We start from the raw sequence: 18,857 nt of genomic DNA on the forward strand, positions 1-18,857 counted from the left end.
CCCTTCAGCAGGCGGACGTACCGGGCGCCTCCGCCCTCGACGCTGATGGCGGGCTGCCAGTCCAGGACCCGTTGCATCAGGGTGGTGTCGACGCAGCCGCCCAGGGGATCGCCCGGCGGCATCGGTGTCTCCACCACACGGGTGCCGGGGAGGTGTGTGGCGACGAGGTCGGTGACCGTGCGGATCGTGGTGGGGCGTCCGGTGCCGATGTCGACCGTCCTCCTGTCCGTGGCGGGCTCGGTGAGGGCACGCAGGGTGCCCTCCGCGATGTCGTCGACATGGACGAAGTCGCGGAATTGGCGGCCGCCATCTTTGAGGTGCAGGGGGAGCCCGGCAGCGGCGCGGGCCGCGGACCACGCGAGCACCTACGAGTGGTTGCCGGGTTTGATGACCTGCGGCTGGCCGCAGACTGAGAAGTAGCGCACCACGCTGTAGGAGACCCCGGCCGGGCGCAGGACCAGCTCGGTCTGGACTTCGCCGAAGGCCTTGGTGCTCGCGTACACCGACAGCAGCCGCCGCCCTTCCCCGAACCGGGACGGAACCGGTCGCCTTCGGGCAGGCCGTCGGGGCGGGTGAGGATCCACCGCATGACGGCCCGGGCTGACGGCGGGCGGGGGGCCGAGTAGGGGCTTCCCGTAAGGATCTTGAAGTCGCCTCGGGCACATTGGGCGGCCGTGCGACCCGCTTGTCTTTCCGATGAGCGCGAGGTTGTGCATCCGGGCGATGACGAGCATGGCGTGCTCAACGCGGGACCGGACCTGCTGTAGGAGCGGTTGTGCTCCTCCTTCCAAGCCGGGGGTTCGCTCCGACCGCGCTGTCGGCGGTGCGGGACGACGAGTCCGGTGCCCGGGTAGTCGGCGTCGGCGATTGCGAGGGTCTTGCCGACGGCGGCCTTGGCGAACCGCTTGCGAGGCTGGAGTGCGAACAGGGGCGGAGGTGGTTGGTGACGTGCCAGGGCAATCCCGCAGTTGCGCTGATCGGGGCAGTCCACAGTACGCAAGATCCGGGGGAACCGTGAACCGACCGCTGCTGTTCCTCGACGTGGACGGGCCACTCAATCCTATGCAGCCAAGCCGGAGACGCGTCCCGACGGCTACACCACACTCAGAGTCCCCCGGAACGACGCCCATCAGGACGACAGGGGCCTTTCGTCCCGACGGCGCCACCTGCGGGTCTGGCTCAATCCGGATCACGGAAGAATCCTGCTCGAGCTCGGCTTCGAGCTGTGCTGGGCCACCACGTGGATGGACGACGCCAACCGGTGGATCGCACCGATCCTCGGCCTCCCGGAACTTCCCTTCGTGGACTTCGGCGACGTCCTGCTCCAGGAACGCCCTGATGGAGTCCACTGGAAGACCGGATCGCTGGTGGACTACGCAGACGGCCGTCCTTTCGCATGGGTGGACGACGAGCAGAGTGAGTTGGATCGGGCGTACGTGACTGCTCGCCACCAAGGCCACGGGCTCCTGCACCACGTCAACCCGCGGATTGGCCTACGGGAGAACGACTTCCGCACGCTCGCCGACTTCGCCCGGTTCCTGGACGCCTCACGAACCACCGGCTAAGCATCTCGCCGGCTCCTCAGGTTGCTGCGCGCTCGGAGCCAAGATCTTTGCGGGACACCGCTCTTTCCGGGCGTTGGTGCAGCCTTCCGGCCAACGTTGGTCGAGTAGGGCTCGTAGTCATCGAGCTCTCTATCGGCGGACCGCCGAGATCAGTCCGCCGGGCCGCTCCTCGCGCTGCGGCGGGGTGCTGATCGGGCGGCCGTAGGCGGCGGCGCGCTCGCGCAGGGTGTGGCTGTCGGCGTCCCAGCCGTGCCCGGCCAGCCAGCCCACCGGGTCGTCGGGCATCTCCGAGACCCACATGGACGCCGCCGATCCCGGCTCGGCGTCCGCGCCGAAGCGTTCAACCACGCCGCGCGAGCCCAATGTCAGGCCCATCCAACTACCTGCCGCCGACTGCGCGCTGATCCGGGCCAGCAGTAGCTCCACCGCGTCCTCGGGCAGATAGATCAGTAGTCCTTCGGCGATCCACGCGGTCGGCACGGCCGGGTCGTGACCCGCGGCGGCCAGTGCGTCCGGCCAGTCCTCACGCAGGTCCACCGCGACGGTGATCCGCTCGCAGCGTGCGACGGCCCGCTCCTGGCGCAGTACCGACGCCTTGAAGGCCAGTGGCGCGGCGGTGTCGACCTCGAAGAGCCGGGTACCTTCGGGCCAGTTCATCCGGAAGGCCCGGCTGTCCATGCCGGCGCCGAGCAGTACGACCTGCCGGACCCCGGACGCGGAGGCCCGCTGCAACAGGTCGTCGAGGAACTTCGTCCTGATGACGATGGAGAGCGACACGGCCAGCCGGCGGCGGCGTGCGGCCTCGTCATCGGGCAGCGGCGACGAGGAGGGCCATAGGCCGCCGGCGGCGGCGAAGGCCTGTGCCAGCGGGTCGCGGAACAGTGCGTTCTCCCGCTCGGTCTCCAGCGCCCGCACCCTGGCCACCCCCACCGCCGTGGCCCACACTCCCGACGGCTGCACCCACTCCTGCTCGGTCACCGCGCCAGCCTAGACGACCGATCCCAAGAAGCCTGATGAGAGGAGCTCGCTTCAAGCGCAGCCAGCCGGCTTCTGTACGCGCCCACACGAAGTGGACCAGAGCATACGGAGTTGGCCTCCGTTCTATTGTCCGGGGGTCGCATTGCTCAGGGAGAAGCGGATGAGCGCCGAAGGCCAGGGCCGCAAGCCCCGTGCGGACGTGCAGCGCAAGCGGGCTGCCCTCCTGGAAAGCGGCGCAGCCCCACTTCCCGAAGTACGGGGTCGGCACCTCCCTGGAGGCGGTGGCCAAAGAGGTTGGGGTCGGTCCCGGCACGCTGTACCGGCACTTCCCCACCAGGGAGGCTCTGCTGGCGGCCGTGCTGCAGACGCGCTCGGAGGAACTGGTCGCCCGCCGGGAAGAGATCGCCCGACTCGACGACGCCGGCGAGGCGTTGCGCCAGTGGCTGAGGGACGTCGAGGAGTACTTCAGCGCCTTCAACGGGCTGCCCGAACCGCTCATCGCCGCCGCCAGAGCGCAGGAGCCGGACAATCCGCTCACCCTGCCCTGTGACCACCTCGTCGTCACCACCGACGAGTACGTGCGGGCCGCGCAGCGCGCAGGGCAGGCACGCCTTTCGGTGACCGGTTTCGATCTGTTCCTGGCGGCGTTTTCCGTCGCCTGGGTGATGGGTCGCTCGCCTACTTCCAGATCGGCACCGTCGTGGCCATGGCCGCCGGGCTCGTCGCCATCAACCTGTTCCCGCTCGGCGAGGGCGTTCACACCGACGTGGGCGAGCTGGATGCCTCCGGTGACGCCGGCCAGTACATCGAGAAGGGTGAACACCAGCACTGGTGGGAGTTCCTGACGAACCTGGTCCCGGACAGTTTCTTCGGCGCGTTCGTCGAGGGTGACATCCTCCAGGTCATCTTCCTGGCGGTGCTCTTCGGTATCGCGCTGAAGATGGTGGTCCAGGCGGGGGAGCCCATCATCGCGTCCGTGAACCGGTTGACTGAGGTGGTCTTCAAGGTCATGTCGTTCGTGATGAAGGCGGCCCCGCTCGGTGCCTTCGGGGCGATGGCCTTCGCGATCGGCAAGTTCGGCCTGTCGACCCTGACCAGTCTCGGCTCCCTGATCCTGCTGTTCTACGTCACCTCGATCCTCTTCGTGGTGGTCGTGCTGGGCACCGTGCTGGCCGCCTACGTGAAGCTGAAGATCTTCCAGCTGCTGCGCTTCGTCAAGGAGGAACTGCTGCTGGTCCTCGGTACCTCGACGGCCGAGCCGGCGATGCCCGGACTGATGCGCAAGCTGCAGTTCATGGGAGTCGACCGGCCCACCGTCGGCCTCGTCGTGCCGACCGGGTACAGCTTCAACCTCGACGGCGCGGCGATCTACCTCTCCCTGGCCACCCTCTACATCGCCCAGGCCACCGACACCCCGCTGTCGGTGGGCCAGCAACTCGGTCTGCTCGCGGTGATGCTGCTGACGTCCAAGGGCGCGGCCGGCGTGGCCGGCGGCGGGTTCATCGCGCTGACCGCGACGCTGTCGACCGTCGGGCATGTCCCGGCCGCGGGCATCATGCTCGTTTTCGGCATCGACAAGTTCATGTCCGAGTGCCGCGCCCTCGTGAACTTCTGCGGCAACGCGGTCGCCACCCTGGTCGTCGCCCGCTGGGAAGACTCACTGGACCTCGATCGGGCCCGGCGGGTTCTGGCCGGCTCGTTCACCGAAGGCCCGGCGGCGTCCGATCGGCAGCGGGGCACCGTCGGTCAGGACGAGGAGTGGCAGGGCACCCCGAAGGCCGCTACCACCGGGGCAAGCCGAAGCCCTCGTCTCCGCATGCGTCTTCGGGGGCTGCCTGCCTCCGCTCGGACGACGTCGCGGTCAGTCTGTGGTGAAGCTGGGCAGTGCCGCAGCGGGATAGCGGCTGCCTGCCGAGCCGTGGGGAAGGATCTCAGTGATGCGAGCCAGATCGGCGGCGGAGAGCTGGACGTCGACGGCGTCGGCGTTCTCCTCAAGGCGCTTGGTGCTGCGGGTGCCGGGAATGGGTGCGACATCCTCGCCCTGGGCGAGCAGCCAGGCCAGCGCGAGTTGGGCGGTGGTGATGCCCCTGGTGTCGGCCAGATTCCTGAGCTGTTCGGTGGCGCGCAGGTTGTACGTGTAGTTCTCGCCCTGCCGGCGCTCGTCCCAGCTGCGCATGTCGTCCGCGGGGTACTCGCCCGCGGGCTTGACGTGGCCGGTGAGGAAGCCGCGGCCGAGTGGGGAGTACGGCACCAGGCCGATGCCGAGTTCCCGCAGGACGGGAAGGATCTTTGCCTCCACCTCCCGCTCGAACAGCGAGTCCTCGTACTGGAGCGCGGAGACCGGGGTGACGGCGTGGGCACGGCGGATGTACTGGGGGCCGACGTTGCTCAGGCCGAAGTACTTCACCTTGCCTTCGGTGATCAGTTGGGTCAGGGGACAAATGGCTGCTGGCCTCGGCGAGTCGCCCGCTGTGCCGCGACAGCGAGGGCGCGCACAGTGCGCCGAGTCGGTAGTTGACCGACACGCTCAGCACGCGTCCCGTCGGCCGGCGAGGCGAGGAGGGTGCCAGTTCGTCTCGTCAGCGCCGGACGGTGGTCTCGGATACGTGGTTGTCGCCGGCCATGTCGGCCAGGCGCTGGCCCAACGCCGTGCGACTGCGTCGAGGAGGCCGCCGCCGTCGCGCCATCCAGGGGTGGCATATATATTTCGTAGCTCGATATATGCTCGGCACATGACCAGACAGAATCCGCCCTTGACGGAACCGCAGTACTTCATCCTGGCTGCGCTCATGGATGGCCCGTTGCACGGATACGGCATCATCAAGGCTGCCGAGCAGGCGACCGACGGGCGGCTGCGGATCGCTGCCGGCACCCTCTACGGTGCGCTGGAGCGGATGGAGCGGGCCGGGCTGGTGGCCGCCGGCCACGAGGAGATCGTGGACGGGCGGGCGCGGCGCTACTACCGGCTCACCGAGGACGGCACAGAGGCGCTCGGCCGGGAGGCGCTGCGGATGCAGCAGGCGGCGGCCGTCGTCATCGGACGCTCGCGGGATGCCGGAGCGGCCCCGGCATGAATCGTCTGCTGCTTGCGGCCTATCCCGAGCCCTACCGTTCCCGGCAGGGAGAGGAGGTGCTGGCCTGCCTGGCCGAGGCGTATCCCGGCCGCTCCTGGCCCCCGCCGCGGGAAGTTGCCGCCTTGGTGCGCGCCGGGGTGCAGGCCCGCGCCCGTGCCACCGTTGACGACAGCACTCGGCCGTGGTGGCTGGACGGCTTCCACCTGGCCGCCCTGGTCCTCGCCGCGCTGGCGCTGGTTCCGTACTTGCAGGATGTGTGGCACTGGGCATTGCACATCGACCCCGGACAGCACGCCATCGCCTTCCGCTTCTCCGGCTGGTACCCGTGGGCCGAAGGTCCCACGCGGATACGGCTGCTGCCCTACGGGCTGCTCCCGCTGGGTTGCCTGATCGCTCTGCTGCGTGGCAGGGCGTGGATCGCGCTGCCGACCGCGGCAGCCATGATCTGGGCCGGCGCCACGTATCCCGGCCGCACCCTCTTCGGCGACGAGGGCAAGGCGGGCCTGGGCTACTACGGTCTCGGCGCCCCGATAACGGCCCGCGACCTGGCGCTCTCGGGGGCATTGTGCGCCGCGTGCGCCGTGCTGGCGCTCTGCCGTCCCAGCCGTCTGCGGCGCCGCTCGTACCGCTGGCTGGCCCCCGTCGTGCTCGCCATGTTCGTGGCCGGGAGCCTGCACATCATCTCCGTCAGCCCGGCTTTCCAGCGCGGTCTGTTCGTCCTGGAAGTCGCCGCGCTGATCGCCGCGTGGGTGGCGACGGCCGCCACCGGCGACCACCGCTGGCTGATCCCCGTCGCGGCGGTCGCGATCGTCCGCACGCAGGCGATCGTCGTCCGGCCGGACGCGTTCATGCAGTCCTTTCCGGACCTGGTCGTCCTCATCCTGCTGATCGCACCGCTCCCCGCCCTGGCGATCACCGCCCAGCGCCGGCAGGGGCAGGCACTCGCCGAATAGGAGCGGACCCCCGCTGGGCCGACCGAGCCCAGCGGCCCACGTCGTGCCGCAGGACGCGCGTGACCGAACTCCTCCCAACGGAAGAAGCAGAGAGATGACTCAGCACAATTCGCCGTCCTTGCCCGCGCACCGTCCGGGGGCCTCGAGGCAGGCCCCCGAGGCTCCCGACGACACCAGCCCGTCGCGTGAGACGCGGCCGTGGATGCCGGCTCTGCTGTACACCCTGGGGTTCCTGACGGTCTACCTGCTCGCCGTCTGTACTCCGTGGGGGCAACGAGCTGAGAACGCCCTGTTCGGTCTCGGCAAACAGGGCGGCGAAGAAGCATGGTTCTACCCCTTGTCAGGATCGGCCTACGGCTCGACGCCCCTGCCGCCGATGGAATTGAGCGCCAAGCCCACCGTGATGGTGGGTCTGGCCGTCATCGTGGTCCTCACCCTGGTGCGGCGGTGCTGGCGACAGGGGGGCGCGGCGCTCGGGGTCGTCATTCTCGCGACCGGAGGCAAGGAGGTGTTCAAATCGGCCATGCCCCGCCCCGACCTGGCGGGCGCGCCCGAGAACCTCCTTGATCAGGGTTTTCCCAGCGGGCACACGGTCATCCCCGCCGCGCTGACCCTCGCCGCCGTCCTCGTGGTTTCCCCCCGCATCCGCCCCTACGCCGCCACGGTCGGTGTGCTGTGGCTCGCCAGCATCGCCGCCGCCAGCGCGACGATGGGCGGCCACCGGCCCAGCGAAGTGCTGGGAGCCACACTGCTGGCCTGTGCCTGTTACGGTCTCGCGACCTGGCTGCTCCCGCAGGCCGCCGAGCCGGGCGCCACGCGGAACCCCCGTGCGCTGCCCGTCATCACCCTGACGCTGGCGCTGGCCGTCGCCCTCGCTTCCGGTGCACGGAACGACACCCTCACAAGGTCGCTGGTCTCCGCGGCGACGGCCTTCATATGTGCGGCCCTGGTCTGGTACGCCGCAGTCGGGCGGCCCGCGCCCACGGCACGCCGCACACGCCCCGCATTGGACTGACGCCACCGACCAGTCGTAGAAGCCGTCGACGCCCGAACGGGGATGCGCTCCCCGCTCGGGCGTGTCCTCCCGTGATGCGACCCAAGCAGGGACCGGCGAACCGACCGGGCCGCAGCTGACTGGATCAGGCTGACGCGCTACTGGAAGAGGGCAGCGTCACCGGGGCCGCAGCCCGCCTCCACGTCACCGCACCCGCGATGAGCCGCTCGCTGGGCCGCATCCGCAAGGCCACCGGCGACCAGATCCTGGTCCGCACCGGACGCCACATGACCCCCACGACCCGCGCGCTGGCCATGCGCACCGAGGTCCACGCCCTGGCACAGCGAGGCCCACCATCCGCTGTCGGCTCAGACGGAACTCGACCTGGCGACGCTGGAGCGGGTGTTCACCGTCCGCTGGCACGACGCCCTCGTCACCACGTGCGGGACCGCCCTGATCGCCGAAGTCCACCGCCACACCCCCGGAGTGCGACTGCGGCTCACCGCCGAACCCGGCGACGACACCCCCGGACTGCGCCGCGGCGAGGTCGACCTCGCCTCCAGCGCCGGCCCGCCGTCCCTGCCCGACATCCGCCACCGCCTCATCGGCCGCGACCAGTTCGTCCTCACCGTCCGACCCGGCCACCCGCTCACCGAACAGCCCGTGACCACGGCGAGGTACGCCGCGGCCGACCACCTCACCGTCTCCCGGCGCGGACGCCTGCGCGACCGGATCGACGACGCCCTGACCGACCTCGGTCGCGAACGCCGGGTCATCGCCTCCGCCCCCACCACGGCCACCGCACTCCAACTCGCCCATGACACCGACCTCGTGGTCACCCTCCCCGACGCAGCCACCCGCTCCTCCCGCCACCAGCTGGGCCTGACCACTCTGCCGCTGCCGCTCGAACTGCCCAAAGTGCCCCTCCACTTGCTCTGGCACCAGCGCCACGACAACGACCCCGCCCACACCTGGCTCCGCAACCTGGCGACACAGACCCTCCAGGCCCTGTTCACCTCGAAGGTGGTGCGGAGGTCGGGCGCGGGCTGACGGTCGCGGGAACGGGGTAGAGCTTGTTGGCCGGCAGCACCTTTCAGTGGACGGCGGTGGGCGAGATCCATCTACCCGTGCCAGTGAGCCGTAGTGCACCCACACGTCCTGCCCGTCGGTGGTGCCGAGGCGGGATGCCAGAGCAAGCCGATGGAAGGTACTCGCGTGCCGGCTCGGTGCCCGACCGTGGCCGAAGGGTGGATGCCGTCGAACCTCCTTCACTCGACCGCGCTGCACCCCTGGCCGGACGCCTTGGCAAACCGAGCGCGCGGTTCACACCCGGGCCGTCCTCGCCTCGCAGGTCGCCCCTTGCCTGCGGCGTCCCCAATGCCGTGGCCGGGCTCCTTCGCCCCCACGGTCATCCTCAGGTAGGAGAACGCCGTCCTCGTCCCGCACGAGGACGCCTCCCGCCTGCTGCACGGGCACGAGGACCAGGTCACGGCACCGGCACGATGCTCCGGCGCCACCTGGAAGGACAGCCTTGGTACCTACCTGAGAACCCCTTTGGAGAGACCTTTCTCGTGGCTACCTTCCTGTACCGACTGGGCCGAGCCGCCTTCCGGCGGCGCTGGCTCGTGACCTTGTTGTGGCTGATGGTCCTCGGCGGCGTCGGTCTCGGCGCCGCCAAGGCCCCGGCCGCGGGTGACGACGGCACGTCGTTCATGCCCGGCATCGAGGCTCAGAAGGCTTTTGACCTCATCGGTGAGCGATTCCCCGGCTCGGACGCCAACGGCGCCAACGCCCGCATCGTCTTCATCGCTTCCGGCGGGGAGAAGGTGACGGCCAAGGAGAACCGGGCCGCCATCGACGAGCTGGTGTCCACGGTCGCCGAGGGCGCACAGGTGGACAGCACCGTCGATCCCTTCAAGACCCACGCGGTCAGCAAGGACGCCTCGATCGCGTACACCACGGTCAATTACAAGGTCAAGGCCGACGACCTGACCGACGCCAGCAAGGAGAGCCTCGAAAGGGCCCTCGGCCAGGCCCGCGACGCGGGGCTCACGGTGGAGGTGGGTGGCACCGCACTCGCTTCGCAGCCGGCCGCAGGCGGGTCGGCCGAGGCGATCGGCATCGCCCTCGCCGCCGTCGTCCTGCTGATCACCTTCGGCTCCCTGGCCGCGGCCGGGCTGCCGCTGCTCACAGCCGTCATCGGCGTCGGCGTCAGCATGTGCGCGATCCTCACTCTCGGCAGCGCCCTGGGGCTGTCCATGACCACCGGTACGCTCGCGTCGATGCTCGGGCTCGCGGTCGGCATCGACTACGCCCTCTTCGTCGTCTCCCGCTACCGCGAGGAGCGCGCGAACGGCCGCGATCCCCAGGAGGCAGCGGGCCTCGCGGCAGGCACGGCCGGTTCCGCCGTGGTCTTCGCCGGCCTGACCGTGATCATCGCGCTCGCCGGACTGTCCGTGGTCGGCGTGCCGATGCTGACGAAGATGGGTCTGTGCGCCGCCGGAGCGGTCGCCGTCGGCGTCCTGGTCGCCCTGACCCTGGTGCCCGCGCTGCTCGGGATGTGGCCGAACGCCGTCCTGTCCCGCAAGGTCCGCAAGCCCGGCAAGCGGGACGGCAGCGCCGGGCGCCGCTCCGGGACCGCAGCCAGTGGCGGGACCCGGTGGGCACGCTTCGTGATGAGGCGGCCCGTGGCGGTCCTTCTGCTGGGTGTGGCCGGTCTGGGAGCCTTGGCGCTGCCCGCCGCTCAGCTGGAGATGGGCATGCCCGGCGATGAGGCGAAGCCTGCGTCGGCGACGGAGCGACGTGCCTACGACGCGTTGGCCGACGGCTTCGGTGCGGGCTTCAACGGCCCGCTGACCATCATCGCCGACGTCAAGGGATCCTCGGACCCGCAGGCGGCCGCAGCAAAGATGGCCGAGCAGATCAAGGACACCGAGGGCGTCGTGTCCGTGACGCCCCCGCAGTTCAACGAGGCCGGGGACGCCGCGCTCTTCTCCGCCGTGCCGAGCACCGGCCCCAGCGAGGAGGCCACGAAGGACATCGTTCAGACCATCCGCGCGGAGCGTTCCGATGTGGAGGCGGAGACCGGGGCGGCGTTCGAGGTCACCGGCAGCACCGCGATGAACATCGATGTCGCGCAGGCCCTGAAGGACGCCCTGGTGCCCTACCTGGCCGTCATCGTGCTGCTGTCCCTGCTGCTGCTCCTGGTCGTCTTCCGCTCCGTACTCGTGCCCGTCAAGGCGGCTCTCGGCTTCCTGCTGTCGGTACTCGCCTCGCTCGGTACGGTCGTTGCAGTCTTCCAGTGGGGCTGGGGCGCCGAACTGCTGGGTGTGGAGCAGACCGGCCCGATCATGAGCCTCATGCCGATCTTCCTGGTGGGCATCGTGTTCGGTCTGGCCATGGACTACGAGGTCTTCCTCGTCGCCCGCATGCGGGAGGCATACGTCCACGGCGAGCGTCCCGGACAGGCCGTGGTGAGCGGCTTCCGGCACAGCGCCCGCGTGGTCGTCGCCGCGGCCGTGATCATGATGGCGGTCTTCTCCGGCTTCATCGGCTCCGGAGAGTCCATGATCAAGACGATCGGGTTCGGCCTCGCCGTCGCAGTCCTCTTCGACGCCTTCGTCGTCCGCCTGGCCCTGGTGCCCGCCGTCCTCGCCCTGGTGGGGGACAAGGCATGGTGGCTGCCCCGGTGGCTCGACAGGGCGCTGCCCCGAGTCGACGTCGAAGGTGCCGCACTCACCTCCCGGACGCAGGAATCCGCTGCGACGGGCGCTGAAGCCCACCCCCGGGAGCCGGCCCGCACCGGCTGAAGGAAGCCGCCCTCAAGACGCGCCGTGGCGCCGTGGCACGGCGCCACGGCGCGTCTGTCACCCTGAACCGGCTGGTCCCACCTCGGAGTACGACGATGACTGAACGATGGAAGCACCGCGCCGACGACCGCACCCACCTCGTCCAAGTGGTGACTACGAGCCTGCTGCTGGCCTTCACCGTGGGCGGTGTCTTCCTCACCCCGGCGGTCGCGGCCGAGGAGCCGCTCGCCCTGTGGCCCGGCCTCGTTCTGTCCGCCGCGGCCTGCGCCGTGTTGCTGCGCCGCCGCAGCTTCCCCCTTGTCGTGCTGCTGGTGACCACGGCATGCGTCATGGCCGAGGGGTTCCTGGGGTACCTCCTGACGCCGCTGCTCATGGGCCCGATGCTGGTCGCGCAGTACACCGTGAGCCTGCGTCCCGATCGCAGGACCACCTGGTACAGCGCCGTCGTGGCCGCAGCCGGGATCGCGCTCACCGGCTTCATCGCCACCGACTCTCCGCACGACTGGATCATCGGCCTGGTCAATCCGGCCGCCTGGATCCTGATGGTCGCCTCCTTCGGCAGCTACGTGCGCGTGCGCCGCGAGTACGCTGTTGCCCGCGCCGAGCACGCCGCCCAGGAGCGGGAAGAGGAGACACGCCGACGGGTGGTCCAGGAACGCATGCGGATCGCCCGCGAGCTGCACGACGTGGTCGCCCACCATCTCGCGCTCGCCAACGCCCAGGCCGGCACCGCCGCCCATCTGTCCCGGACCCATCCCGACCAGGCCATCGCCATGATCGAGAAACTGCCGGAAGTGACCGCCTCGGCCCTCCGCGAGCTCAAGGCCACCGTCGGCTTGCTCCGTCAGGACACCGACTCCCGGGAACTCTCTCCCGCACCGGGCCTGGAGCAGTTGCCGCAGCTCGTCGACGCCTGCTCGTCAGCAGGCCTGAACGTCGCGGTCGCCATTGAGGGGCGACGACGGCCACTCCCGCCCGGTCTGGACCTCACGGCCTACCGAATCGTCCAGGAGGCACTCACCAACATCACCAAACACGCCGCCACACCCTCCGCACGGGTTCGGCTGGACTACACCCCTCACGACCTGACACTGACCATCACCAACGAAGCCGGCCCACGCCTTGCGGCCGCTGCAGGCTTCCCCGGCTCCAGCCGTGGCTACGGACTGCTCGGCATGCGCGAACGCGCCTTGTCGGTGGGCGGAACGTTTCATGCCGGCCTGAGGCCCGAAGGCGGTTTCGAAGTAGCCTGCACGCTCCCCCTTCCCAGCTCCGAGGAAAGCACCAGATGACCATCCGCGTTCTGCTCGCCGACGACCAAGCGCTGCTCCGGGCCACCTTCCGCATTCTCATCGACTCCGACCCGGACATGACCGTGGTGGCAGAGGCGGCCGACGGTCAGCAGGCCGTGGAACTCACGCACCGGCACCGTCCCGACGTCGTCCTCATGGACATCCGCATGCCCTCCACCGACGGGCTGGCCGCCACCTCCGGCATCTGCGCCCGGACCGAGCTGTCGGGCACCCGGGTCCTGATCCTCACCACGTTCGAGAACGACGAGAACGTCGCCATGGCCCTGCGTTCCGGGGCGAGTGGATTCCTCGGCAAGGACGTCGGCCCCGACGACCTGCTGGCCGGCATCCGCACCGTGGCCGCAGGCGACTCCCTGCTCTCGCCCACGGCCACCCGTGCCCTGATCACCCGCTTCCTGGCCTCCCCGTCCGACCACGTGCCCCTTGCCGCGCCGGAACGCCTCGCCCTGCTCACCGAACGTGAACGCGAGGTCATGGCCCTGGCCGCGCTGGGCAAGTCGAACCACGAGATCGCCGACCAGCTGGTCCTCAGCCCTCTGACCGTGCGCAGCCACGTCTCCCGCGCGATGACCAAACTCCACGCACGCGACCGGGCACAACTGGTCGTGATCGCCTACCAGAGCGGTCTCGTCCGGCCGACCCCCGAAGGCTGACGCACAGGACCGGCCCGATCACCGCCACGGCGGTGGACGCGGCGTCAGCACGCTCACGCCGCAGGTGTGGCCTTTTGAGACGCCGGGAGGGGGCGCAGGTCACCGAAGGCACCCCCCATGCCCCAGGGACTTGAGGCGATCAACCAGGGACACATCCGTTTGCTTCCCGTTCTCCAGTTCCCCCGCAGCGGTTCAGGCGTCCCAGTCGCTCGGCGGGCGGCGGATGCGGCGGCAGTGACTGGGGCGATAGGGCCTGGACACGCGGTTCCCGGGAGGGGTGCAGGAATTCTGCCCGAGCAGCCGACCCGCCGCACGACGGTACGCCCCGGTGCGAAATACTCTCCCGATGAGTTCACGCCCTTCCCCGATCAGCCAGCCGATCACGATACGGAGGGCCGTTGCGCGGGATGCCAAGCGGCTTACCCGGCTCGTGCGTGGCTCAGGCGCCTACGCGGGTAAGTACGCAGCCGCAGTCGCGGGCTATCGGGTCGGGCCGGATTACATCGAGGCCCACCGCACCTTTGTGGCCGTCGGCGCCGACGAGCATGGGGGCCGGGTCCTCGGGTTCTACTCGCTCGTCCTCGCGCCACCGGAGCTCGACCTGCTGTTTGTCGCCGACGAAGCGCAAGGACGGGGCATTGGGCGGCTGCTCGTCGCGCACATGCAGTCCGAGGCCCGTGCCGCCGGGCTGCATTGTGTCAAGGTCGTGTCGCACCTTCCCGCCGAGGGCTTCTACCACCGCGTCGGTGCGGTGCGGGTCGGGACCGTGCTCGCGAACCCGCCCGTTGTGCCGTGGGACCGTCCCGAATTCGAGTTTCACGTTGCTGCGGAATGACGCGGTATGCCGCGCGCGAGGTCTTCAACCTGGTCGGACCGGTACCCAGCATGTCCCCGATACAGGGGTGTCGGGACGGGTTCCGAACGGAGACGTATTGCGTTAGAACGCACTCCAACTCCTAGGTTCGGGTCGTGCGATACATGAAACTGGGAACGACCGGACTGGAAGTCTCCGCCATCACCCTCGGCTGCATGAGCTTCGGCGAGCCGGACCGGGGCGGCGAGCCCTGGTCGCTGGGCGCGGACGCCAGCCGGGACATCATCAAGCAGGCCCTCGAGAGCGGCGTCAACTTCCTCGACACGGCCAATGGGTACAGCGCCGGAAGCAGTGAGGAGATCGTCGGCCAGGCGGTCAAGGACTTCACCCGGCGCGAGGAGGTGGTTCTCTCCACCAAGGTCTGGATGCGGATGCGCCCCGGCCCGAACGGCGCCGGGCTGTCCCGCAAGGCGATCTTCGCCGAACTCGACGCCTCCCTGAAGCGACTGGGTACCGACTACATCGACCTGTACCAGATCCACCGCTGGGACTACGAGACCCCGATCGAGGAAACCCTCGAGGCACTGCACGACGCGGTCAAGTCCGGGAAGGTCCGCTACATCGGAGCCTCTTCCATGTACGCCTGGCAGTTCGCCAAGGCCCTGTACCTGGCAGACCTGCACCGCTGGACCCGATTCGTGTCGATGCAGGACCACTACAACCTCATCCATCGAGAAGCAGAACGGGAGATGCTCCCGCTCTGCGCCGACCAGGGCATCGGCGTGATCCCGTGGAGCCCGCTGGCGCGAGGCAGGCTGACGCGGGCCCGGGACACCGCCACGGCGCGTGCCGAGACCGACGCGGGCGGCAAGATCCTCTACCGCGACGAGGACCAGGCAGTGGCCGAGCGCGTCCACGAGATCGCGGGCAAGCGGGGTCTGTCCCCGGCCCAGGTCGCCCTGGCCTGGGTCATGCGCCACCCTACGGTGACCTCGCCCATCGTCGGGGTCACCAAGCCGGCCCAACTGGCCGACGCGATCGCCGCGGTGGACGTCCAACTCGACGAAGACGAGGCCGCCTACTTGGAGGAGCCTTACCAGCCGCACGAGGCCGCTTACCTGGAGGCGTCCTTCTACAAGCCGCACCCTGTGGCGGGCTCCCGGTAGTCCGGGCCACCGCCGGGCCTTCCACGAGCCCTTGGCCTTGGCCTTCACGCCGGCGGGTACGCACCGGCCTTCCCTTCCCAGGCACTGCGACGGCCTTGCCGCCCGGCCTGCTTCCCGGACGGACGCCTGCACGGTCAAGATCAACGCGGAATTTCAGCGGACCTGGCCACCGACGTGAGGGGGCCAGGATCTCCGTGAGGCGTCAGCCTTGGGCCGTGGGACGGACGACGATGTCGCCTACGTCGACGTTCGACGGCTGCTCGATCGCGAAGGCGATAGCGCGGGCGATGTCGTCGGGGGCGAGGGAGAAGTCGACCGTCGGGGTCTGCGACTTGACGGTGGGGCTGGTGACCGAGTCGGCGAACTCCGTCCCGACGTAGCCGGGCGAGACCATGGTGACCCGCAGGTCGGGCCCGGCTTCCTGGCGCAGTCCCTCCGTGAGGGTGCGGACCGCGTTCTTCGTCGCCGCGTAGACAGCCTGGTTCGGCACGATGCGCAGCCCGGCGGTCGAGACCACGTTGACGAACTGCCCCTTGCGTTGCTCGCGGAAGACGGGGAGTGCTGCAGCGATCCCGTACAGCACGCCGCGGAAGTTGACATCGATCATCTGGTCCCAGTCCTCGACGCGCAGCTCGTCGAAAGGGGAGATGGGACCGACCCCGGCGTTGTTGACGAGGACGTCGAGCGCGCCGTAGCGCTCGCGGGCGCACGCCACCAGGTCCGCGAGGTCGCTGCGGCGACGCACGTCCGTAGTCGTCCAGGCGGCTGTGCCGCCCTCGGCCTCGATGCGGGCGGCGAGCGCTTCGAGCCGGTCGCCGCGACGCGCCCCGAGGACCAGCTTTGCACCGTGCGAGGCCAGCAGCAGTGCGCTCGCTTCGCCGATCCCGCTGCCCGCGCCCGTGATGGCCACCACTTTTCCGTTGATCCCTGACACGTGCGGCCTCCGGCACTAGAAGTAAGAGGGCTATCACTTTTACAGTAAGAGGTCTCTTACTTCTGGTCAAGGCAGGTGGTCTGAGTGGCCGAGGCCACAGTTGGGGCGGGTGTGGGGCGTCCCGCCCGGGGGCAGCTCCGCTCGGCACTGATCGCCGAGAGCTTCACGCTGCTCTCCGAGAAGGGGATGGCCGGTTTCTCCGTCGCCGAACTCGCCCGCAGGCTCAAGGTGAGCACCGCCGCCCCGTACCGCCACTTCCGCAACCGGGAGGCGCTGCTCGCCGTCGTCGCGGCACAGGCCGCCGACGAGCTGACCCGCGCCATGGAGACCGCCGCACAGGCGGCCGGCCCCGACCCGATCGACCGGCTCGCGGCCACCGCGGGAGCATACGTGCGTCACGTGTCCGACCGCGGCGCCGGCCTTGACGTGATCTTCGCCCGGGAGTTGAGGCCGCTGCGCGACGCCGACCTGGCCCGGGCCGGTCGCGGTCTGATGACGCTGCTGCTCGACCTCGCACGGCGGGCGGGCCACACCGATCCTTCCCGGGCACTGCTCCTGCTCGAACAGCTCTTCTGCCTGGCCCACGGCTACATCACCCTGGACGCGGAGGACTTTCTGACCCGCTCCCGCCTTTCCCTCGAGGATGTCGCTGCCCGCGCCACGCACGCTGCCACGGCGCTGCTGCGCGGCAACGCGACGTGAGCACTGGCCGGAAGCTGCGGTGGCCACCAGTGGCCGACTGCCTTCTGACGGTTCACCGCATTCCAGGCAGGTGGGCGAGACGGCGTCGCTGCGGAACCTGGCGTGCGGGCGCCTGAAGACGCTTGGCGCGATGAACGTCGCCCCGACCGCCGGAGCCATGTCCTTCGGGAATGAAGCATCCCTGGACCTGGGGGCCTGCGGGCCTGGCGTTGGCGCCGCTGCGAGTGTCTCGGCCACCACCGTCCGAACCGCCCGGGGTGGAGGGTCCTTCTGGAACGGTGGTCGGTCGAGGAGGTGGCGTGCTGAACGAACTTTCGAAGGCGTGTGTGAACGCCGTGCCGCCGGGCACACGAGCTATCGCACCGAGGTCCTGGCATTCGGAGCGGGTCGGGATCTACCAACCAAGGGACGAACTCAGGCCCTTGTGACGCTTGTGCGTACAGGCGCCTGAGTCGGAATTGACGATGGGATTTGAAATGATCATTCTTGGGCTTATTCTGCTGATCATCGGCCTGCTTGTCGGCATGGGTCTGCTGACGACGATCGGTGGCATCCTCATTCTGGTTGGCGCCATCCTGTGGATCCTGGGTGCGACCGGTCGCGCGGTCGGTGGACGCAAGCATTTCTTCTGAGATCGCGTCCTAGAGAAGCCAGGTGGTTACGAGGCTGTTGCCCGTAGCGGGGGCTGAGTCTGCGGTAGCCGGAGAGCCACGGCATGGTGCGCTCGACGACCGGGTGTCGTCGCTCTGATCGCTCGCGGGGCTCGATGCCTTTGCGGGCGATGCGCACTCCGATCCGCTTTCACCGAAGCCATCTGCGAAGGCCGGCGCGGTCGTGGGCTTTGTCTGCGTGCGGGTGCTGGGATTTCGAGTAGCGGCCGCGGCGAGGGGAGATCATCTGTGCGAACTCCTCGTCGCACCTGGCGTCTTGGCCGTCCGCGACGAACAGCTCGCCCAGATCGAGCAATGGCTGCGGAAGGTCTTGGGCTGTCTTCCCGACACGCGGTGGAGCGGCGGCTCGTGGAGAGGCGGGAACACTGGCAGCCGCTGCGCGGCCTGCACCGACAGGCCGCGCACACCAGCCCTGGGCATGCCTGCGGAATCCGGCAGGAGATCCGGGGATCCCTACAGCAGGACGCCGCCGGACACTTCGAGGCGCTGGGCGGTGACCCATCGCAGGTCCTCGGAGGCGAGCGCGGCGATGGCGTCGCCGATCTCCTGCGGTTCGCCGACGCGGCCGAGCGCGGTTTGCTCGCTCAGGCCCTCGCGTATCTGTGCGTCGTCCCGCATCGCGCCGCCGTTGAAGTCGGTGGCGGTCGGCCCCGGCGCGATGGCGTTGACGCGGATCTTGCGCGCCCCCAGCTCCACGGCCAATGTCCGGCTGAGGACCTCGACCGCCGCCTTGGAGGCCGAGTAGACCGAGGTGCCGGCGCTGGTGTGGCGGCTGAGGGAGGAGGAGACGTTGATGATCCGCCCCCCGTCGGCCAGTACGGGTGCAAGCGCCTGGATGAGGAAGAACGTGCCGCGCACGTTGGTGTCCATCACCGCGTCGTAGTCGTCGACCGTAACCGCTTCCAGCGGTCCGAACACCCCGATCCCGGCATTGTTGACCAGGACGTCCAGCCGGGGCGCCTCCCAGCGCTCCAGTTGCGCGGCCAGACGGGAGACGAAGGCGGAGAAGGAGGCCACGTCGCTGATGTCCAGCCGCAGTGCGGCAGCCGTGGCGCCGGTTTGCTGAACCTTCTTGACCGCCTCGTCGGCCTCCTGCGCGTCGACGCGGTAGGTGACGATGACGCGCAGTCCGTGCCGGGCCAGCGCCTGCGCCGTGGCCCGGCCCAGCCCGCGATTGCCACCGGTCACCAATGCGATCTTGCCTGACTCCATGCGTGCTTCTCCTTCGGGA

At 69.5% G+C, this 18,857-nt stretch carries 14 protein-coding genes and 8 pseudogenes; 14 read left to right on the plus strand and 8 right to left on the minus strand.

All coding sequences use genetic code 11. The features are described from left to right. Positions 1-215 precede the first annotated feature (215 nt). The 3 genes and pseudogenes from ACZ56V_RS11295 to ACZ56V_RS11305 all read right to left on the minus strand — a co-directional run. Positions 216-365: pseudogene (locus tag ACZ56V_RS11295) on the minus strand (NAD-dependent epimerase/dehydratase family protein); the annotation flags it as partial. After that, positions 366-503 carry a hypothetical protein gene (locus ACZ56V_RS11300; RefSeq protein WP_468941649.1) on the minus strand — a complete coding sequence of 46 codons (138 nt, stop codon included), beginning with the start codon at positions 501-503 and terminating at the stop codon, positions 366-368. Positions 504-692: 189 nt separating this feature from the next. Next, positions 693-898, minus strand: a pseudogene (locus ACZ56V_RS11305) (IS5/IS1182 family transposase); the annotation flags it as partial. Between the two features lie 116 nt (positions 899-1,014). Between ACZ56V_RS11305 and ACZ56V_RS11310 the strand changes: the two are divergent. Then, positions 1,015-1,565, plus strand: a pseudogene (locus tag ACZ56V_RS11310) (hypothetical protein). Between the two features lie 129 nt (positions 1,566-1,694). Here ACZ56V_RS11310 and ACZ56V_RS11315 read toward each other — a convergent pair. Beyond that, entirely contained in the window at positions 1,695-2,510 is an 816-nt protein-coding gene (locus ACZ56V_RS11315) for a class I SAM-dependent methyltransferase (protein WP_468941641.1), read from the minus strand. A 314-nt stretch (positions 2,511-2,824) separates the two neighbouring features. Between ACZ56V_RS11315 and ACZ56V_RS11320 the strand changes: the two are divergent. Together ACZ56V_RS11320 and ACZ56V_RS11325 are read left to right on the plus strand one after the other, a co-directional pair. Continuing rightward, positions 2,825-3,166 (plus strand): annotated as a pseudogene (locus ACZ56V_RS11320) (TetR/AcrR family transcriptional regulator); the annotation flags it as partial. A 38-nt stretch (positions 3,167-3,204) separates the two neighbouring features. After that, positions 3,205-4,252: pseudogene (locus ACZ56V_RS11325) on the plus strand (cation:dicarboxylate symporter family transporter); the annotation flags it as partial. Between the two features lie 152 nt (positions 4,253-4,404). Here ACZ56V_RS11325 and ACZ56V_RS11330 read toward each other — a convergent pair. Then, positions 4,405-4,971: pseudogene (locus ACZ56V_RS11330) on the minus strand (aldo/keto reductase); the annotation flags it as partial. A 304-nt stretch (positions 4,972-5,275) separates the two neighbouring features. Here ACZ56V_RS11330 and ACZ56V_RS11335 point away from each other — a divergent pair. The 9 genes and pseudogenes from ACZ56V_RS11335 (at position 5,276) to ACZ56V_RS11375 (ending at position 15,319) form a co-directional block, all read left to right on the plus strand. Continuing rightward, positions 5,276-5,617 carry a PadR family transcriptional regulator gene (locus ACZ56V_RS11335; RefSeq protein ID WP_468941227.1) on the plus strand — a complete coding sequence of 114 codons (342 nt, stop codon included), beginning with the start codon at positions 5,276-5,278 and terminating at the stop codon, positions 5,615-5,617. Then, positions 5,614-6,570, plus strand: coding sequence for a hypothetical protein (locus tag ACZ56V_RS11340; RefSeq protein WP_467379331.1), 957 nt, complete (start codon positions 5,614-5,616; stop codon positions 6,568-6,570). The genes ACZ56V_RS11335 and ACZ56V_RS11340 overlap by 4 nt, the downstream gene beginning before the upstream one ends. A 202-nt stretch (positions 6,571-6,772) precedes the next feature. Next, a complete protein-coding gene (locus tag ACZ56V_RS11345; RefSeq protein ID WP_468941230.1) occupies positions 6,773-7,585 on the plus strand; it encodes a phosphatase PAP2 family protein in 813 nt (270 codons plus the stop codon). Positions 7,586-7,704: 119 nt separating this feature from the next. Continuing rightward, a pseudogene (locus tag ACZ56V_RS11350) lies at positions 7,705-8,614 on the plus strand (LysR family transcriptional regulator). A gap of 521 nt (positions 8,615-9,135) precedes the next feature. Beyond that, positions 9,136-11,373, plus strand: coding sequence for an MMPL family transporter (locus tag ACZ56V_RS11355; RefSeq protein WP_468941233.1), 2,238 nt, complete (start codon positions 9,136-9,138; stop codon positions 11,371-11,373). 95 nt (positions 11,374-11,468) lie between these two features. Continuing rightward, on the plus strand, positions 11,469-12,665 hold the full coding sequence (locus tag ACZ56V_RS11360) for a sensor histidine kinase (RefSeq protein ID WP_467379334.1): 1,197 nt from the start codon (positions 11,469-11,471) through the stop codon (positions 12,663-12,665). Beyond that, the gene (locus ACZ56V_RS11365) at positions 12,662-13,339 is read left to right on the plus strand and encodes a response regulator (RefSeq protein WP_468941237.1); all 678 of its coding nucleotides are present in this window, start codon (positions 12,662-12,664) and stop codon (positions 13,337-13,339) included. The genes ACZ56V_RS11360 and ACZ56V_RS11365 overlap by 4 nt, the downstream gene beginning before the upstream one ends. A gap of 346 nt (positions 13,340-13,685) precedes the next feature. Then, complete coding sequence (locus ACZ56V_RS11370) at positions 13,686-14,174, plus strand: GNAT family N-acetyltransferase (RefSeq protein ID WP_468941240.1); 489 nt, start codon at positions 13,686-13,688, stop codon at positions 14,172-14,174. 134 nt (positions 14,175-14,308) lie between these two features. Beyond that, positions 14,309-15,319, plus strand: a complete 1,011-nt coding sequence (locus tag ACZ56V_RS11375; RefSeq protein ID WP_468941243.1) for an aldo/keto reductase — start codon at positions 14,309-14,311, stop codon at positions 15,317-15,319. Between the two features lie 202 nt (positions 15,320-15,521). On the opposite strand, the gene ACZ56V_RS11380 is transcribed toward ACZ56V_RS11375, so the two are convergent. After that, entirely contained in the window at positions 15,522-16,253 is a 732-nt protein-coding gene (locus ACZ56V_RS11380) for an SDR family oxidoreductase (RefSeq protein WP_467379338.1), read from the minus strand. Positions 16,254-16,364: 111 nt separating this feature from the next. On the opposite strand from ACZ56V_RS11380, the gene ACZ56V_RS11385 reads away from it, so the two are divergent. Then, positions 16,365-16,955 carry a TetR/AcrR family transcriptional regulator gene (locus ACZ56V_RS11385; RefSeq protein WP_398909461.1) on the plus strand — a complete coding sequence of 197 codons (591 nt, stop codon included), beginning with the start codon at positions 16,365-16,367 and terminating at the stop codon, positions 16,953-16,955. Between the two features lie 464 nt (positions 16,956-17,419). After that, positions 17,420-17,587, plus strand: coding sequence for a hypothetical protein (locus tag ACZ56V_RS11390; RefSeq protein ID WP_198601287.1), 168 nt, complete (start codon positions 17,420-17,422; stop codon positions 17,585-17,587). 7 nt (positions 17,588-17,594) lie between these two features. Here ACZ56V_RS11390 and ACZ56V_RS11395 read toward each other — a convergent pair. Both ACZ56V_RS11395 and ACZ56V_RS11400 read right to left on the minus strand, forming a co-directional pair. Next, a pseudogene (locus tag ACZ56V_RS11395) lies at positions 17,595-17,843 on the minus strand (IS5/IS1182 family transposase); the annotation flags it as partial. Between the two features lie 236 nt (positions 17,844-18,079). Then, positions 18,080-18,838 carry an SDR family NAD(P)-dependent oxidoreductase gene (locus tag ACZ56V_RS11400; RefSeq protein ID WP_468941248.1) on the minus strand — a complete coding sequence of 253 codons (759 nt, stop codon included), beginning with the start codon at positions 18,836-18,838 and terminating at the stop codon, positions 18,080-18,082. Positions 18,839-18,857 lie beyond the last annotated feature (19 nt).

The sequence above is a fragment of the Streptomyces sp. NPDC034099 genome (genome assembly GCF_055575415.1).

Bases quoted from the DNA above. Each gene is read 5' to 3' on its own strand.
- ACZ56V_RS11335 (WP_468941227.1), top strand. From the start codon at position 5,276: ATGACCAGACAGAATCCGCCCTTGACGGAACCGCAGTACTTCATCCTG.
- ACZ56V_RS11340 (WP_467379331.1), top strand. From the start codon at position 5,614: ATGAATCGTCTGCTGCTTGCGGCCTATCCCGAGCCCTACCGTTCCCGG.
- ACZ56V_RS11345 (WP_468941230.1), top strand. From the start codon at position 6,773: ATGCCGGCTCTGCTGTACACCCTGGGGTTCCTGACGGTCTACCTGCTC.
- ACZ56V_RS11360 (WP_467379334.1), top strand. From the start codon at position 11,469: ATGACTGAACGATGGAAGCACCGCGCCGACGACCGCACCCACCTCGTC.
- ACZ56V_RS11365 (WP_468941237.1), top strand. From the start codon at position 12,662: ATGACCATCCGCGTTCTGCTCGCCGACGACCAAGCGCTGCTCCGGGCC.
- ACZ56V_RS11370 (WP_468941240.1), top strand. From the start codon at position 13,686: ATGAGTTCACGCCCTTCCCCGATCAGCCAGCCGATCACGATACGGAGG.
- ACZ56V_RS11390 (WP_198601287.1), top strand. From the start codon at position 17,420: ATGGGATTTGAAATGATCATTCTTGGGCTTATTCTGCTGATCATCGGC.
- ACZ56V_RS11400 (WP_468941248.1), bottom strand. From the start codon at position 18,838: ATGGAGTCAGGCAAGATCGCATTGGTGACCGGTGGCAATCGCGGGCTG.